Annotated in this window: 16 protein-coding genes; 2 read left to right on the forward strand and 14 right to left on the reverse strand. The window is 58.9% G+C overall.

Annotated features, from left to right (window positions below):
* Positions 1 to 27 precede the first annotated feature (27 nt).
* The 11 genes from V6P94_RS00770 to V6P94_RS00820 all read right to left on the reverse strand — a co-directional run bounded on the left by V6P94_RS00770 (position 28) and on the right by V6P94_RS00820 (position 12430).
* Entirely contained in the window at positions 28 to 1317 is a 1290-nt protein-coding gene (locus V6P94_RS00770; RefSeq protein ID WP_019826237.1) for an adenylosuccinate synthase, read from the reverse strand.
* 54 nt (positions 1318 to 1371) lie between these two features.
* Positions 1372 to 2559, reverse strand: a complete 1188-nt coding sequence (locus tag V6P94_RS00775) for an ATP phosphoribosyltransferase regulatory subunit (RefSeq protein WP_133076639.1) — start codon at positions 2557 to 2559, stop codon at positions 1372 to 1374.
* Positions 2560 to 2975: 416 nt separating this feature from the next.
* On the reverse strand, positions 2976 to 3851 hold the full coding sequence (gene hflC, locus V6P94_RS00780) for a protease modulator HflC (protein WP_133076640.1): 876 nt from the start codon (positions 3849 to 3851) through the stop codon (positions 2976 to 2978).
* Positions 3851 to 5032, reverse strand: coding sequence for an FtsH protease activity modulator HflK (gene hflK, locus V6P94_RS00785; RefSeq protein ID WP_133076641.1), 1182 nt, complete (start codon positions 5030 to 5032; stop codon positions 3851 to 3853). The genes hflC and hflK overlap by 1 nt, the downstream gene beginning before the upstream one ends.
* 96 nt (positions 5033 to 5128) lie before the next feature.
* Entirely contained in the window at positions 5129 to 6430 is a 1302-nt protein-coding gene (gene hflX, locus V6P94_RS00790; protein WP_133076642.1) for a ribosome rescue GTPase HflX, read from the reverse strand.
* A gap of 13 nt (positions 6431 to 6443) precedes the next feature.
* The gene (gene hfq / locus V6P94_RS00795; protein ID WP_016783304.1) at positions 6444 to 6704 is read right to left on the reverse strand and encodes an RNA chaperone Hfq; all 261 of its coding nucleotides are present in this window, start codon (positions 6702 to 6704) and stop codon (positions 6444 to 6446) included.
* A gap of 90 nt (positions 6705 to 6794) precedes the next feature.
* Positions 6795 to 7775: a tRNA (adenosine(37)-N6)-dimethylallyltransferase MiaA gene (miaA, locus tag V6P94_RS00800; protein WP_133076643.1), complete on the reverse strand. Its 981-nt coding sequence runs from the start codon at positions 7773 to 7775 to the stop codon at positions 6795 to 6797.
* Positions 7775 to 9688, reverse strand: a complete 1914-nt coding sequence (gene mutL, locus V6P94_RS00805) for a DNA mismatch repair endonuclease MutL (protein WP_405046728.1) — start codon at positions 9686 to 9688, stop codon at positions 7775 to 7777. The genes miaA and mutL overlap by 1 nt, the downstream gene beginning before the upstream one ends.
* Positions 9688 to 11109, reverse strand: coding sequence for an N-acetylmuramoyl-L-alanine amidase (locus tag V6P94_RS00810; protein ID WP_219262197.1), 1422 nt, complete (start codon positions 11107 to 11109; stop codon positions 9688 to 9690). Before V6P94_RS00810 ends, mutL begins: the two co-directional genes overlap by 1 nt.
* A gap of 2 nt (positions 11110 to 11111) precedes the next feature.
* Complete coding sequence (tsaE, locus tag V6P94_RS00815; RefSeq protein WP_048360336.1) at positions 11112 to 11582, reverse strand: tRNA (adenosine(37)-N6)-threonylcarbamoyltransferase complex ATPase subunit type 1 TsaE; 471 nt, start codon at positions 11580 to 11582, stop codon at positions 11112 to 11114.
* Complete coding sequence (locus tag V6P94_RS00820; protein ID WP_219262133.1) at positions 11570 to 12430, reverse strand: NAD(P)H-hydrate dehydratase; 861 nt, start codon at positions 12428 to 12430, stop codon at positions 11570 to 11572. The genes tsaE and V6P94_RS00820 overlap by 13 nt, the downstream gene beginning before the upstream one ends.
* A gap of 62 nt (positions 12431 to 12492) precedes the next feature.
* Between V6P94_RS00820 and queG the strand changes: the two genes are divergently transcribed.
* Positions 12493 to 13560 (forward strand): tRNA epoxyqueuosine(34) reductase QueG, encoded by a 1068-nt coding sequence (gene queG, locus V6P94_RS00825; RefSeq protein ID WP_326397250.1) that lies wholly within the window; start codon positions 12493 to 12495, stop codon positions 13558 to 13560.
* Between the two features lie 16 nt (positions 13561 to 13576).
* Here queG and V6P94_RS00830 read toward each other — a convergent pair whose 3' ends face one another.
* Positions 13577 to 14188: a trimeric intracellular cation channel family protein gene (locus tag V6P94_RS00830; protein ID WP_338648878.1), complete on the reverse strand. Its 612-nt coding sequence runs from the start codon at positions 14186 to 14188 to the stop codon at positions 13577 to 13579.
* Between the two features lie 146 nt (positions 14189 to 14334).
* On the reverse strand, positions 14335 to 14877 hold the full coding sequence (gene orn, locus V6P94_RS00835) for an oligoribonuclease (protein WP_133076648.1): 543 nt from the start codon (positions 14875 to 14877) through the stop codon (positions 14335 to 14337).
* A gap of 106 nt (positions 14878 to 14983) precedes the next feature.
* Between orn and rsgA the strand changes: the two genes are divergently transcribed.
* Positions 14984 to 16015 (forward strand): small ribosomal subunit biogenesis GTPase RsgA, encoded by a 1032-nt coding sequence (gene rsgA / locus V6P94_RS00840; protein WP_019826259.1) that lies wholly within the window; start codon positions 14984 to 14986, stop codon positions 16013 to 16015.
* Positions 16016 to 16129: 114 nt separating this feature from the next.
* On the opposite strand, the gene motB is transcribed toward rsgA, so the two are convergent.
* The gene (gene motB / locus V6P94_RS00845; RefSeq protein WP_326427498.1) at positions 16130 to 17110 is read right to left on the reverse strand and encodes a flagellar motor protein MotB; all 981 of its coding nucleotides are present in this window, start codon (positions 17108 to 17110) and stop codon (positions 16130 to 16132) included.
* Position 17111 lies beyond the last annotated feature (1 nt).

Raw genomic sequence — 17111 nt, forward strand, 5'->3', positions numbered from 1 at the left:
GGCCTTTTGTTTAACATCGACAGCGACTTAAGCGAACGGGTGACGCAAAACGATGGTTTCGTTGCGGTCCGGGCCAGTCGAGATAATGTCGATCGGCGCGCCGATCAGTGCCTCAACGCGCTTGATGTAAGCACGTGCGTTCTCTGGCAGCTCTTCCAGGGTTTTGGCACCCACGGTCGATTCAGTCCAGCCCGGCACTTCTTCGTACACAGGCTGAAGGCCTACGTAGCTGTCAGCATCGGTCGGAGCAATTTCAACACCATTTGCGTCTGTGTAGCCTACGCAGATGTTGATGGTTTCCAGACCGTCGAGTACGTCCAGCTTGGTCAGGCAGATGCCCGAAATGCTGTTCACATCGATAGCGCGACGCAGGATGACGGCGTCGAACCAGCCACAACGACGAGCACGGCCGGTGGTAGCGCCGAACTCGTGACCTTGCTTGGCCAGGTGAGCGCCGACGTCGTCGAACAGCTCAGTCGGGAACGGACCCGAACCTACGCGAGTGGTATAAGCCTTGGTGATGCCCAGGATGTAGTCCAGGAACATCGGGCCAACGCCCGAACCGGTGGCAACGCCGCCAGCAGTGGTGTTGGAGCTGGTCACGTACGGATAGGTACCGTGGTCGATGTCCAGCAGCGAACCCTGGGCGCCTTCGAACATGATGTCTTTGCCAGCACGACGCAGGTCATGCAGCTCGGCAGTCACGTCCAGCATCAGCGGCTTGAGCAGTTCGGCGTATTCCTTGCACTCGGCCAGGGTCTTGTCGAAATCGATGGCTGGCTCTTTGTAGAAACCCACCAGCATGAAGTTGTGGTAGTCCACCAGTTCACGCAGCTTGGCTTCAAAGCGCGGCATGTTCAGCAGATCGCCAACACGCAGGCCACGACGAGCAACCTTGTCTTCGTAAGCCGGGCCAATGCCGCGACCGGTAGTACCGATCTTCAGCTCGCCACGGGCCTTTTCACGCGCCTGGTCCAGCGCAACGTGGAAGGACAGGATCAGCGGGCAGGACGGGCTGATACGCAGGCGCTCGCGCACCGGTACGCCTTTCTCTTCCAGCTTGATGATTTCACGCAGCAGGGCATCGGGAGCAACCACGACACCGTTGCCGATCAGGCATTGCACGCCTTCGCGCAACACGCCCGACGGAATCAGGTGCAATACGGTTTTTTCGCCGTCGATCACCAGCGTGTGGCCAGCGTTGTGGCCACCTTGGTAACGCACTACAGCGGCAGCATGTTCGGTCAGCAGATCAACGATCTTGCCTTTGCCCTCATCACCCCATTGGGTGCCCAGGACTACGACATTCTTACCCATAACACTTGTCCTCATTCGCGCAAACTTGGTGCCGGCAGCCGCCGGCAGGAAAACTCAAGAAACCAGCGGCACTACTTGCCACAGGCCGTTCTGCTGAATCAATTGGCGGTCGCAGTCTGCCTCATGGGCCCCAGCCTGCTGTTGCCCAGGCAACGCCTGAACCACACGCTGACCTTCACTGCGAAGCTGGCAAACCTGCTGCCAGAGTGCCGCGTCTGTGCTGTCAGGCATCCAGATACCGCCAGACGGTAGCTCGACTTCAGCACGCCCCAGGGTCACCAGGGTTTTCAGATCGGTCGAGAAACCGGTAGCCGGACGGGCACGTCCGAAAACAGCACCGATATCGTCATAACGACCGCCCTGGGCGATGGAGTCCCCAACGCCCGGTACAAAGACCGCAAACACCACACCTGTGTGGTAGTGATAACCACGTAACTCACCCAGGTCAAAATACAGCGGCAACTGCGGGAAACGCACGGACAACCCCTCGGCAATCGCCACCAGGTCATCCAGAGCAGCCAGCACGGGGGCCGGAGCCTTTGCCAGACGCTCACGCGCAGCAACCAGCACGTCGCGGCCGCCACACAAACTAACCAATGCCTGAAGCATGCCTGCCAAATCAGCCGGCAAACCTTCGGTCAAGGCCGTTACTTCGTCGATCGCCTTGCGTTGCAGGGCGTCGAACAATTGTTGTTCCACTTCAACCGACAGGTTGGCCGCACGGGCCAGACCACGGTAAATACCAACATGCCCCAGGTCCATGTGCACATCCGGCACATCGGCCAGTTGCAGCATCGCCAGCATCAGGCTGATGACTTCAACGTCGCTGCTAGGGCTCGCATCGCCATACAACTCGGCACCCAACTGGATCGGGCTGCGCGAGGATGACAACGCACGCGGCTGCGCATGGAGCACGCTACCGGCGTAGCACAAACGGCTTGGGCCTTCGCGACGCAGGGTATGCGCATCGATGCGCGCCACTTGCGGCGTGATGTCGGCACGAAAACCCATCTGGCGACCCGTTTGCGGGTCAATAACCTTGAAGGTACGCAAGTCGAGATCCTGGCCAGCCCCCGTCAGCAGGGACTCCAGGTATTCGATATGCGGAGTGACGACGAACTCATAGCCCCAGCTCTGGAACAGATCCAACACCTGACGGCGCGCCACTTCGATGCGGGCTGCCTCAGGTGGAAGTACTTCTTCGATGCCATCTGGCAAGAGCCAGCGGTCTACCGTTGCCATTACGCCATTCCCCTATGATCCGGGCGGCCAGCCAGCAGGCGAGCCTTGAGTAAAGCAGAACGTGGCTGCGTCTTGAACGCGCACAGCAAAAAAGCCCAAGCGACAGGCTTACACAGCACATTCCTCGAAAAATCTACCGATGCTGTAACAGCCATTCGGTCAATCAAACATGCAGACGCAAAAAAGCCGGGAATTTCCCGGCTGCCGCATCATACACCCGTTTTCTAAAAGGATCACCCCGCGAGGCCATTTGACCGCCCGGCGGAGTGAAAGCAGGGTCTGTGATGAACATGCCAACCCTTCTGAAAACAGTGTGGGAGCGGGCTTGCTTGCGATGGCATCAACTCGATTTAGCAGACATACCGAGTTGTTTACATCGCGAGCAAGCCCGCTCCCACAGGTTTCAAGCGTTTTTACTACTGTGCAGGCTTGGATTTTTCCAGGTAGCGGAAGAAATCGCTGCTTGGGTCCAGAACCAGTACGTCGCTCTTGTTCGCAAAGCTTTCGCGGTAAGCGCGCAGGCTGCGATAGAACTTGTAGAACTCTTGATCCTGACCATACGCCTTGGAGTAGATCGCAGCAGCCTGGGCATCACCATCACCGCGTGACTCTTCGGACTGGCGATAAGCCTCAGCCAAGAGTACGCGGGCCTGACGATCGGCGTCAGCACGAATGCCTTCTGCCAGCTCGTTACCCTTGGCGCGGTGCTCACGAGCTTCACGCTCACGCTCACTGCTCATACGCTCGAACACGCTGCGGTTAACTTCCTTCGGTAGGTCGATAGCCTTGACCCGAACATCGAGAACTTCGATACCCAGCTCTTTTTCAGCCATTTTGTTCAGCGATGCAGTCAGTTCTGCCATCAGCGCATCGCGCTCACCGGACACAACTTCGTGCAACGTGCGCTTACCGAACTGGTCACGCAGACCCGATTCGAGACGACGCGACAAGCGCTCGTCAGCAACCTGCTTAAGACCCGAAGTCGCAGCGTAGAAGCGACCCGCATCTTTCACACGCCACTTGGCGAATGCATCAACCATTACTGCTTTCTTTTCCAGCGTCAGAAAACGCTGAGTCGGTGCGTCCAGCGTCATCAAGCGGCCATCAAACTTGCGCACCTGGTTGACGTAAGGAATCTTCACATGCAGACCCGGCGGAACATCGTCCTGCACCACACGGCCAAAGCGCAACATAACGGCACGTTCGGTTTGTGAAACGATGTAGAAGCTGTTCCAGGCAACAATCGCCACGACAACGGCAACAATAAGGGCGATCAGCGATTTATTGCTCATCAGCGACTCTCCCTGGTACGCGGTGGTGTCGGCATTTCCGACTTGGCATGGGATGCCGAGTCGTTATTGCCCGCCGCAGCTGCCGAACCCGTTGCCGGGTTGCTGCCATTACGGCCTTCGATCATTTTGTCCAATGGCAAGTACAGCAAGTTGCTCTGGCCGTTTTTGTTGCCGGTCACGAGTACTTTGCTGGTGTTGCTGAAGACATCCTGCATGGTGTCCAGGTACAGACGATCACGCGTTACATCCGGAGCCTTGCGATACTCGGCAACCAGTTTGGTAAAGCGGTCGGCTTCACCCTTGGCACGAGAAATCACTTCATCACGATAGCCGTTGGCGTTTTCGATGATGCGTTGGGCCTGACCGCGCGCTTCCGGCACCACGCCATTGGCGTAGCTTTCTGCCTGGTTGCGGGCACGCTGCTCGTCTTCACGGGCACGGATCACGTCATCAAAGGCTTCCTGTACTTCACGCGGTGCCGCTGCGTTTTGTACGTTGACCTGAGTGACGGTGATACCGGTCTTGTAGGTATCCAGGAAGCGCTGCAAGCGTTCCTTGATGTCTACAGCCATCTGCTCACGACCTTCGGTCAACACCTGATCCATCGCCGTGGAACCCACGACGTGACGCAAGGCGCTTTCGGTAGCCTGTTGCAAGCTGACTTCCGGTTGATCAACGTTCAACACGAAATCACGCAGGTTGCTGATTTTGTACTGCACGGTCAGCGGTACTTCGACGATGTTCTCGTCTTCAGTCAGCATTTGACCCTGCTTGGTGTACGCACGCTCACGCGTCACGTTCTCCATGTACTTTTTATCGAACGGCGGGAAGTAGATGTTCAGACCCGGCCCAACGGTGTCGTAGTACTTGCCCAGGCGCAGCACGACGGCTTGCTCCTGCTCATCGACTACATAAACAGCGCTGTACAGCCAGGCAGCCGCCAGTACGACAAGGCCGATGCCGAGCAGGCCGTAACCGGCGCCCTTGCCATTCGAACCACCATCACTGCCGCTACCGCCAGTACGTTTTTTCCCACCACCGAACAACCCATTCAGGCTTTCCTGCAGCTTTCGGAAGGCCTCGTCGAGATCTGGTGGTCCCTTGCGGTCGCCATTATTAGGGCGTTTGCCACCCCAAGGATCTTGATTATTCGAGTTGCCACCCGGCTCATTCCAAGCCATAGCGCTCTCCATCTGATAAAGCAAAGACGCGCCCACGGCGCGCCGACCAATGCTACAGAATGCCTATCACAGCGGCACAGCCGCTTTGCGAGGCTTTTATTGCAAAGTGTGTTCTTCGATGAATTCCAGCGGCTGCATCCCTTCGCGGCTGACCAAGCGATTCAACTCGGCTCGCGGCAGGCGTACGTCCAACAGACTGGAGCCCTCATCGTCATGCTCTTCCTTTTGCACAACCCCCAGTTCGAAGAACTGTGCACGCAGTCGAGCAAAACGTTGCGGCAAGCGCAAGGTGCCAACAAACAAATCATTGCCCAGCAACTCGGCGATGGCCTGTTCAAGCAACTCCAACCCTTGACCATCACGGGCCGACAACCAGACCCGCTGCGGCTTGCCATCGGCATCACGCTGGATCTGCGGCTCGACACCTTCAAGCAAATCGATTTTGTTGTAGACCTCGAGAATCGGCAAGTCCTGCGCACCAATTTCGCCCAGCACCACCATCACCTGCTCGATCTGAGCCATGCGCTCAGGTTCGTGCGCATCAATCACATGCAGCAGCAAATCGGAATTGCTCGACTCTTCGAGCGTAGACCGGAAAGCTTCAACTAGCTTGTGCGGAAGATGGCGAATGAAGCCCACGGTATCGGCCAGTACGATCGGCCCCAGATCGCCCAGATCAAGGCGGCGCAAGGTCGGATCGAGCGTGGCGAACAACTGGTCAGCGGCGAATACGTCAGAGCCGGTGACCTTGTTGAACAGCGTGGATTTTCCGGCGTTGGTATAGCCCACCAGCGACACCGTAGGAATATCGGCGCGCTGGCGGCCTCGACGGGATTGCTCCCGTTGACTGCGGACTTTTTTCAGGCGGGCTTTGATCTGGCTGATGCGTACACGCAACAGACGGCGGTCGGTTTCGAGCTGGGTTTCACCCGGCCCGCGCATGCCAATGCCGCCACCCTGACGCTCAAGGTGAGTCCAGCCACGCACAAGACGCGTGCTCATGTGGTCAAGCTGGGCCAGTTCGACCTGCAGCTTACCTTCATGGGTACGGGCGCGTTGAGCGAAGATATCGAGAATCAGCCCGGTACGATCAAGCACGCGACACTCGAAAACTCGTTCGAGGTTACGTTCCTGACTGGGCGTGAGCACGTGATTGAAAATCACGATGTCTACCTTCTCGGCCTTGACCAGGTCGCGCAACTCCTCGACCTTGCCACTGCCAATCAGGTATTTGGCCGATGGCCGATGACGCGGCACGTTAAAAAACGCGACGGTATCGGCGCCAGCCGACACAGCTAACTCCTGGAACTCCTGCGGATCTTCGCGCGCCTCAGGGTCCTGTCCTTCCAAGTGAACGAGGATTGCTCGCTCACCACCACCGTGGCGCTCAAAGAACAAAGGATGCTCCTATTTAGGCGTTACCTGGTTCAGCGTCTGCCAGATCCGATTCAGTTGCGCTAGGCAGACGAATTGGACGTACTGGTACGACTGTCGAAATTGCGTGTTTGTAAACCATTTGGCTGACGGTGTTTTTCAGCAGAATCACGAACTGGTCGAAAGACTCGATGGTCCCCTGCAGCTTGATCCCGTTGACCAGGTAGATGGAAACGCCAACCTTCTCTTTACGCAAAGTATTCAAGTAAGGGTCTTGTAGCGAATGCCCTTTTGACATATGCCGCACTCCTGTAAGGATAAAAAATAGAAACAAAAATTAGATGACCGCTGTCGCCACATCCATAGGATAGACGGCATTTGCCAAGACTCAGCTCAATATGGAGACCGATTCCAGGTATTTCAAGGCTCGTGGCAGATTGTCGCAGTCCAGACTGTCCAGCCAATGCAAGTCGTCCCAACTGCGCAACCAGGTGAACTGACGCTTGGCCAGCTGGCGCGTGGCAATGATGCCGCGCTCCTGCATCTGCGCCGCTGTCAGCTTGCCGTCCAGGTAATCCCAGACTTGGCGGTAACCTACAGCACGTATAGACGGCAACCCGGCATGCAGGTCACTTCTACGGCGCAGGCTTATGACCTCGTCAATGAACCCCTGTTCCAGCATCTGCCCGAATCTTAGTGCAATTCGCTCATGCAGCACCTGACGGTTCGCCGGAGCGATGGCCAGATTCGCGACAGTATAGGGCAATTGGCTGTGCCCAGAAGCCGCTGCTTTAGTCGTTTGCTCAGATTGTTTTTGCCGGTGGGCCGTCACACTCATGCCGCTGACCCGATAAACCTCCAACGCCCGCGTCAGACGCTGAGGATCATTGGGGTGAATCCGCGCTGCAGACTCCGGGTCGATGGCCGCCAGCTGGTCGTGCAAGGCTTGCCAGCCAAGGCGTTGAGCCTCTTCTTCGAGCTGCGCACGCACCTCGGGATCGGCCGGGGGCATGTCTGCCAGGCCGTCGATCAGTGCTTTGTAATACAGCATGGTGCCGCCCACCAGCAGCGGAATATTGCCGCGCGCGGTGATTTCGGCCATTGCCTTGAGTGCGTCGCGGCGAAAATCAGCTGCCGAATAGCTCTCAGCCGGGTCGAGAATATCGATCAACTGATGAGGGTGGGCAGCCAGAATTTCTTTCTCCGGCTTGGCCGTACCGATATCCATACCGCGATAGACCAGTGCCGAATCGACACTGATCAGCTCGCACGGCAGCACCTTGGTCAGCTCGATGGCCAGATCGGTCTTGCCGGCAGCCGTCGGCCCCATCAGAAAAATGGCCGGGGGTAAAACGTTGGAACCTGTCATCAGCGACCGCGCAAAAAGAGTTTGTCCAAGTCGTCCAGGCCCATTTGGGTCCAGGTGGGACGACCATGATTGCACTGACCACTGCGCTCGGTGTTTTCCATGTCACGCAACAGGCCGTTCATTTCCGGGATCGCCAAACGGCGATTGGCCCGGATCGCACCGTGGCAGGCCATGGTGCCAAGCAGCTCATTGAGATGCGCCTGAATCCGGTCACTGGTGCCGTATTCCATCAGGTCGGCCAGTACGTCATGGACCAGGCGCTGAGCCTCAGCCTGCTTGAGCAGGGCCGGGATCTGGCGGATAGCCAGGGTTTCCGGGCCAAGGCGCTGCAGCTCAAAGCCCAGGCGCTGGAACCACTCGGCGTGCTCTTCTGCACAGTCGGCTTCACGCTGACTGACTGCAATCGATTCCGGCACCAGCAGCGGCTGACCACTCAAGCCTTCGCTGGCCATGGCGATTTTCAGGCGCTCATACATGATGCGTTCGTGGGCCGCGTGCATATCCACCAGCACCAGTCCCTGGGCGTTTTCGGCAAGGATATAAATGCCCTTGAGTTGCGCCAGCGCAAAGCCCAACGGCGGGATATCGCCCTGCCCGTCCGGCAAGGGTGCAGCATTGGCCTCGGGCAATGGCGCGAAAAACTCGCGATAGGCATTGCGCGCTTCTTCGACAGGAACTGAAGGCACCGAAGACTGCGGCCGGTACTGATACTGATAACCCGCACCGGCACCCGAGCCTGCGACATGCTGACCAGGCGCCGCTTGCGGCTGCTCCAGTACGTTGGCTGCCAGACGCATTTCACCTTGCGGACCAAACTCACCGGCGTCGAGCCCCGTAGGGCGTTCAGCACCGGGCACAGGCGCAGGAGCGGCCAGTTGGTCTTCCGGACGCACATCACCCAAGGCGCGATGCAACGTGCCATACAAAAAGTCATGCACCATGCGCCCGTCACGGAAGCGCACTTCGTGCTTGGTCGGGTGGACGTTGACGTCGACAACCGAAGGGTCGACTTCAAAAAACAGGACAAAGGTCGGATGACGACCGTTGAACAGCACATCGCGATAAGCCTGGCGCACCGCATGGGCCACCAGCTTGTCGCGTACCGCACGGCCATTCACATAGAAATACTGCAAGTCAGCCTGGCTGCGCGAGAAAGTCGGCAGACCCACCCAGCCCCACAAATGCAGGCCATTGCGCTCGATCTCGATCGGTAGCGCCTGCTCCAGGAACGCCGAGCCGCACACCGCCGCCACACGTCGGGCGCGGGCAGTATCGTCCCGGGCTTCATGCAGATTGAGGATGGTTTTACCGTTGTGTCGCAAATTGAACGCCACATCAAACCGGGCCAGCGCCAGGCGCTTGATCACTTCTTGCAGATGATCGAACTCGGTTTTTTCGGTTTTAAGAAATTTTCGCCGCGCCGGGGTATTGAAAAACAGGTCACGTACTTCAACCGAGGTGCCGACCGGATGTGCCGCCGGTTGCACCCGGGGTGCCATGTCGCGGCCTTCAGTCTCGACCTGCCAGGCCTGATCGGCACCACGGGTGCGCGAAGTCAGGGTCAGGCGGGCAACAGAGCTGATGGAAGCCAGGGCCTCACCGCGAAAACCCAGGCTCATCACCCGCTCAAGGTCTTCAAGATCACGAATCTTGCTCGTGGCGTGACGCGCCAGTGCCAGCGGCAAGTCGTCACTGGAAATACCGCTGCCATCGTCACGCACCCGTAGCAGCTTGATCCCGGCCTGCTCCACATCCACGTCAATGCGCTTGGCGCCCGAGTCGAGGCTGTTTTCCAGCAACTCTTTGATCACCGATGCCGGACGCTCAACCACTTCGCCAGCAGCAATCTGGTTGGCCAGGCGCGGGCTGAGCAGTTCAATCCGCGCGCTGCTGTTCAAGACGCCGTCACTCATTATTGAGCCGCCAGGGCGGTGGCCGGAATGTTCAGGTTTTGGCCGACTTTAAGCTCATCGGTTTTCAGGCTGTTGCTCGAACGCAGCGTCGCCACACCCACTTGATATCGCACGGCAATCATCGCCAGTGTTTCGCCGGGACGGACCGTGTGTTCACGGGCGCCCTGGGCAATTTTGCCCGTGTCACGCAGCCAGGCGATATACGTGCCCGGTGGCGGGTTTTGCTGGAAGAACTGACGCACGCCGCTGCTGATCGAACGCGCCAGCGCTTGCTGGTGGCTGCTCGACGCCAGTTTCGAAGCTTCGTTGGAGTTCGAGATAAACCCGGTTTCGACGAGGATCGATGGAATATCCGGCGACTTGAGCACCATAAACCCGGCCTGCTCCACGCGCTGCTTGTGCAGCGGTGTCACCCGACCGATGTTGCTCAAGACCTTTTGCCCCACGTTCAGGCTGGACGTCAGCGAAGCCGTCATCGACAAATCGAGCAATACACCCGCCAGCATGCGGTCCTTATCGTCAAGGCTCACATTGCCCGCGCCGCCGATCAAGTCAGAACGGTTTTCGCTGTCTGCCAACCAGCGCGCAGTCTCGGAAGTCGCACCGCGCTCGGACAAGGCAAACACCGAAGCACCAAAGGCGGCCTTGGACGGCGCGGCATCGGCGTGGATCGACACAAACAGGTCGGCGCCCTTTTTGCGGGCGATTTCGGTACGGCCACGCAACGGAATAAAGTAGTCGCCGGTGCGCGTTAGCTCAGCCCTGAAGCCTTTCATGCCATTGATCTGGCGCTGCAGCTCTTTGGCAATTGCCAGCACCACGTCTTTTTCCCGCTGGCCTGCAGAGCCCGAGGCCCCCGGGTCTTCACCGCCGTGGCCGGCGTCAATGACGACCACCACACTGCGTTTTCCGCTCGGAATCGGCGGCAACTTGACGTCAGGCTGGGCCGGAGTGACCGGAACCACAGGCACCGTCGCCACATTGGTGGCAGGCAAGCTCGGAGAGAGGTCGGCACCCTGGTCATACAGGTCAACCACCAGACGGTTGCCGTACTGGGCATTCGGCGCCAGCACGAAGCTCTTCGGAGTCACCGCCTTTTTCAGGTCGATCACCACGCGCAAATCCGTGGGGGTACGTTGCGCCGAACGCATGCTGGTAATAGGCGTATTGGCGGTTTGCACATTCAACGGGCCGGCCAGGGTCGCACCATTGATATCAATCACCAGACGGTCAGGGGCTGTCAGCGTAAACACGCTGTGCTGCACCGGGCCGGTCAGATCAAAAACCAGTCGTGTGTTGTCCGGCGCCCGCCACAAACGTACGCTTTTGACCTGTGTCGCCGCCAAAGCGTTGACCGCCATGACACTGAGCAACACACCCACCACACTTACTAACGCGCGAAAGCGCATACCAAACCCCATCATTATTTGTATTCCGGTGCCAATGCGGCACACCAAGACTCGCCACGTGAACCTTGGGGCGTCAGCTTCAGCAAACGCCCGGTGTTGTGCGGGCTAATGGTAATGGTCAGGTCAGGCTTTGGCAAAAAGCCTGCACCTTTATCGGGCCATTCAATCAAGCATAGGGCGTCTTCGTCGAAATAATCGCGAATCCCCATATATTCGAGCTCTTCAGGGTCGACCAGACGGTACAGATCAAAATGAAAGGCGCGAATATCGCCAATTTCATAAGGCTCAACCAACGTAAAGGTCGGACTTTTAACCGAGCCGGTGTGCCCAAGGCCGCGAATCAAGCCTCGTGACAGGGTGGTCTTGCCCATCCCCAGATCACCGTCCAGAAAGATCAGGCCATGACCTTGAGTCACGGTCGCCAGGCGCGCGCCAAAGGCGGTCATTGCCTCTTCATCGTCCAGTTGCAGTGTTATTTCGTGCACGGTGCGTGTTCCTCCAACAACTGACGAATGACTGGAATCAAATCACTGGCCGCCAGCCCACGGCCCAATTGTCCCTGTTGTTCTCCGGCGCGGGCATGCAGCCACACCGCCAGGCACGCCGCATCGAAGGCGCTCATGCCCTGGGCCAGCAGCGCGCCAATCACGCCTGCCAGCACATCCCCCAAACCGGCCGTAGCCATGGCCGGGTGTCCCTGATTGCAAATGGCCAATTCACCGTCCAACCCTGCAACCAGAGTGCCTGCTCCTTTAAGGACGCAGACCACTGAATATTTTTTAACCAGCGCTCGGGCCGCTGCCGGGCGATCTGCCTGTACTTGCCCGGTACTGATGCCCAGCAACCGCGCGGCTTCGCCCGGGTGCGGGGTGATCACCGAGCCGGACGCCAGCCCAATGACTGCGTTGGACAACAGATTCAGCGCATCGGCATCCCACACCTGAGGCATTTTTGCCTGCGCAGCTGCCGACAACAGACTACGCCCCCAGGGGGCCTGCCCCAAACCCGGGCCCACCACAACCACCGAAGCCTGCGCCAGCACACCCATCAACTGATTGGCTGACGACACGCCAAGTGTCATCACTTCAGGCACCTGCACCAGAGCGGCCGCCACGTGCTCGGGACGCGTGGCCAGTGATACCAGGCCAGCGCCACAGCGTAGTGCAGCCTGGGCACTCAGGGTAATCGAGCCGCCAAACCCGCGATCCCCACCCACCAGCAGCACATGGCCGAACTGGCCTTTGTGGGCGCTTGGGGCCCGCACAGGCAGTCGCGGCAGGTTATCTGCGCAAAGGGCTTTGGGGTCAGCTAAAAGGTGTTTGGTCTGCGGCATACGTGTCGGGCTCCGATGTCTGGCAGAATTATACGCATCTCAGCTCCGGTTTCTCTTGCCTCATGCCTGCTATTACTGCCGACCTCCCCGCTCTCGCTCAGTCCATCAAGGAATGGGGCCGCGAGCTGGGCTTTCAACAAGTCGCCATTGCCGGCCTCGACCTTGGAGAACACGAACACCATCTGCAACGCTGGCTCGATGCTGGCTACCACGGCGACATGGACTACATGGCTGCCCACGGCAGCAAGCGTTCGCATCCCGAAGAACTGGTCCCCGGCACATTGCGCGTGGTGTCCCTGCGCATGGACTACCTGCCCGGCGACACCCACATGGCGCAGCTGCTGGCCCAGCCTGAAAAAGCCTACGTGTCGCGCTACGCCCTGGGTCGCGATTACCACAAGCTGATCCGCAAGCGCGTGCAGCAACTGGCCGACCGCATCCAGAAGGACATCGGCCCGTTTGGCTTTCGCGCCTTTGTCGACAGCGCCCCGGTCCTGGAAAAAGCCATTGCGCAGCAGGCTGGCCTGGGCTGGATCGGCAAAAACACTTTGGTGCTCAATCGCAAGGCGGGCAGCTATTTCTTCCTGAGCGAGTTGTTTGTCGACTTGCCGCTGCCGGTCGACCCTCCCCACGAGACCGAGCACTGCGGACGCTGCACTGCCTGCCTGGACATTTGCCCCACCAATGCCTTTGTCGGACCCTATGTACTGGATGCGCGCAAGTGCATTTCGTACTTGACCATCGAGCTGAAAACCGCGATCCCCGAAGAGCTGCGCTCAATGATCGGCAACCGGGTGTTCGGGTGTGATGATTGCCAGATTGTCTGTCCGTGGAACCGTTTTGCCCGCACTACGGCAGAAGGCGACTTCAAGCCAAGGCACAACCTGGACAACGCCGGGCTGGCCGAGCTGTTTATGTGGGATGAAGACACGTTCCTGAGCAGCACCGAGGGCTCCCCTCTGCGCCGGGCAGGGTACGAGCGCTGGCTGCGCAATCTGGCAGTGGGGCTGGGCAATGCGCCGTCGACGATCCCGGTGCTTGAAGCCTTGAAGGCGCGGCGCGACTACCCGTCCGAGCTGGTGCAGGAACATGTGGAGTGGGCGCTGGCACAACACGCCAAGCGCGCCTGACCACTCCCGCAATTGCTTAATGCTCGTCGTTGTAAACGAACTTGGGCATTTCCCAGTTAAAGCGGATCGCCAACAAACGCAGCAGTAGCCCGCCGAACAAGGTCACGAAAATAGCCTGCTCGCTGGGCATTTCGAGCCAGGTACACAGCAAGAAACACCAGGCTGCGGCAAACGATACGCTGGCGTACAGCTCGCGACGGAAGATCAGCGGGATGTCGTTGCAGAAGATATCCCGCAGGATGCCGCCAAATACCCCGGTGATGACCCCGCTCACCGAGGCCACCAGCATGCCTTGGCCCATTTCCAGCGCAGTCATGCAACCAATCAGGGTAAACGCTACCAGCCCCAGGGCATCGAGCACCAAAAACAGCGAGCGCAAATGGCGCATTAATGGCGCGATAAAGATCGTCACCAGCGCGGCAAAGGTAGTCAAGACCAGGTATTCCGGGTGTTTGACCCAGGTCAGCGGGTAATGCCCCAACAGTACGTCGCGCACCGAGCCGCCGCCTAGCGCCGTGACACAGGCAATCAGCACCACGCCGAACCAATCCATGCCCCGACGCCCGGCAGACAGCGCCCCGGTCATGGCTTCGGCAGTAATGGCAACTAAATAGAGCATCAGCAACATGGCAGCGATCCTTGCAAGAAGGCGCGCAGTCTACTCTCAGTTGGCATTGGCACCAAAAGGGGGCGTAACTTTGTAGTCGCTGCCGAAGGCTGCGAACCTGAGATCTGAACAGCTCGCAGCCTTCGGCAGCGACTACAACGTTACGATCAGAATTTGATGAAATGCTTGCGGTAGTGCTGCAGTTCGGCGATCGACTCGCGAATGTCGTCCAGCGCAAGGTGCGTGCCTTTCTTCACCAGGCTGTCGCGCACTTCAGGTGCCCAGCGCGCGACCAGTTCCTTGAGCGTCGAAACGTCCAGGTTGCGGTAGTGGAAGTAGCTTTCAAGCGCTTTCATGTGGGTGTACAGGAAGCGGCGATCCTGACAGATGCTGTTGCCGCAGATCGGCGACTTGCCTTTGGGTACCCACTGTTCAAGAAACGCGATGGTTTGCGCCTCGGCTTCGGCCATGGTGGTGGTGCTGTCTTTGACGCGCTGGGTCAGGCCACTGCCACCGTGGGTGCGGGTGTTCCATTCGTCCATGCGGGCCAGCACTTCATCGCTGTGGTGGATGGCGATGACCGGACCTTCAGCCAGGGTATTGAGGTTGCTGTCGGTAACGATGGTGGCCATTTCGATAATGACGTCGTTGTCAGGGTCCAGACCGGTCATTTCCAGGTCGATCCAGATCAGGTTCTGCGCGTTTTGCATAATGGCCTCCAGTGCTTGGTTGCGCAGTTTAGCTTAGGCGTGCAGCCCTCGTGCTAAACTCGCCTGCGTTTTACCCTTCTTATCGTTTTATCAACACGGAACACCCATGGCCAAACGCCAGCTCAATCGTCGTCAGAATTGGCGCATCGAAAAGATCCAGGGCGAGCGCGCTGCCCGCGCCGCCAAACGCGAATCCAGTGCCGTCGAAGCGCTTGAGGGCGGCGATTTAGGCCCCGAGCAACTCGGCCTGGTGATCGCGCACTTTGGTGTGCAGGTCGAAGTCGAAGCCCAGGAAGGCGAGCTTAAAGGCCAGATGTTCCGCTGCCACCTGCGCGCAAACCTGCCCGCACTGGTGACCGGCGACACGGTTGTATGGCGCGCCGGCAACCAGGGCATCGGCGTCATCGTCGCCCAACTGCCGCGTAAAACCGAACTGTGCCGCCCGGACAGCCGTGGTCAGCTCAAGCCGGTCGCTGCCAACGTCGACATGATCGTGATTGTGTTCGCGCCCATGCCCGAGCCCCATGCCAACCTCATCGACCGTTACCTGGTCGCCGCCGAGCACGCGGGGATTCGTCCGTTGCTGCTGCTCAACAAGGCTGACTTGATCGACGATCAAAACTCACCGGCGCTCAATGCGTTGCTGGGGGTTTATCGCCAGCTGGGTTATCCGGTGCTGGAAGTGTCGGCGCACCACGGTGATGGCATGCAGCAGTTGCAAGCGCAACTGGACGGCCATATCAGCGTGTTTGTGGGTCAGTCGGGCGTGGGCAAGTCGTCCTTGGTCAACAGCCTGCTGCCAGAGGTCAACCTGCGGGTCGGGCCGCTGTCGGAAGTCTCGGGCCAGGGCACGCACACCACCACCACGGCGCGGTTGTTCCACTTCCCGGGTGGCGGCGAGTTGATCGACTCACCGGGTATCCGCGAGTTCGGCCTGGGCCACGTGAGCCGGGCCGATGTCGAGGCGGGCTTTATCGAGTTCAACGACTTGATCGGCACCTGCCGCTTCCGCGACTGCAAACACGACCGCGAGCCTGGCTGTGCATTGTTGATGGCCCTGGAAGATGGCCGCGTTCAACAGCAGCGCATGAACAGCTATCGCTCGATCATTGCCAGCTTGCCCGAGTCGAGCTACTAAGCCACGTAACGATGTAGTCGCTGCCGCAGGCTGCGATCGGGCCCGAAGGGGTCGCGCTTTTCAAGAGCGAAGGTCCTTCGGCCCTTATCGCAGCCTGCGGCAGCGACTACAAGGTTACGGTGCCTTGTCGTCAAACAGATTCAGCTTCTGGCGCTCTTCATGCATCGGCAGTGGCTGTTTGTCGGCGGGCAACTGGATCGGATCGATCGCAGCCTTGGGCAACTCCTGGGCCTTAACCGGCTCCACACCCTGCTCACCTTCAATCGCCTGCTGGGCCTTTTTGGTCAGCACCACGATGTCAATTCGACGGTTGATCGGGTTATAGGGGTTGGCCTTGTCGAACAGCACTGACGACGCATACCCCACCACCCGCGCAATCTGCGCATCAGGGTAGCTACCCGCCACCAAGGCACGCCGGGCCGCATTGGCACGGTTGGCCGACAATTCCCAGTTGCCGTAATCGCCACCTCCCGCATAGGGCATGGCATCGGTGTGGCCGCTGATGCTGACTTTGTTCGGCACCGCTTTGATCGTGTCGGCCATGGCCAGCAAAATATCTTCGAAGTAAGGCTTTAGCCGCGCGCTGCCCACATCAAACATCGGGCGATTTTCGGCGTCCATGATCTGGATCCGCAAACCGTCCGGAGTGATTTCAAACAGCAACTGATCCTTGAATTTACGCAGTTGCGGGTTTTCTTCGACCTTGTTCTGCAACTCCTGAAGCAGCAGTTCGAGACGTTCTTTCTCGACCTGCTCCGCCATGTTTTCAACCTGATCGGCATCGACTTTGATCTTGTCGGGCTGAGGCTGCAGTTTCTCTTCGGGATTGAGGGTGTTGTCCGGCGCCAGCGCGGGCGTGCCGCCCAGGTCGATGATGTACGGTGTGCCGCTTTCGCTGAAACCGATCGGGTCTTTGAAGTAGCCGCCAATGGCGATCTTTTGCTCTGGCGTGGCGGCCGTCATCAGCCACATCACCAAAAAGAACGCCATCATCGCCGTGGCGAAGTCAGCAAAGGCAATTTTCCAGGCGCCACCGTGATGGCCTGCGGCGTAGCGCTTTACGCGCTTGATGATGATGGGCTGGTTGTTTTCCATA

Source organism: Pseudomonas sp. ML2-2023-3 (genome assembly GCF_037055275.1).
In the GTDB taxonomy this organism is placed as follows: domain Bacteria; phylum Pseudomonadota; class Gammaproteobacteria; order Pseudomonadales; family Pseudomonadaceae; genus Aquipseudomonas.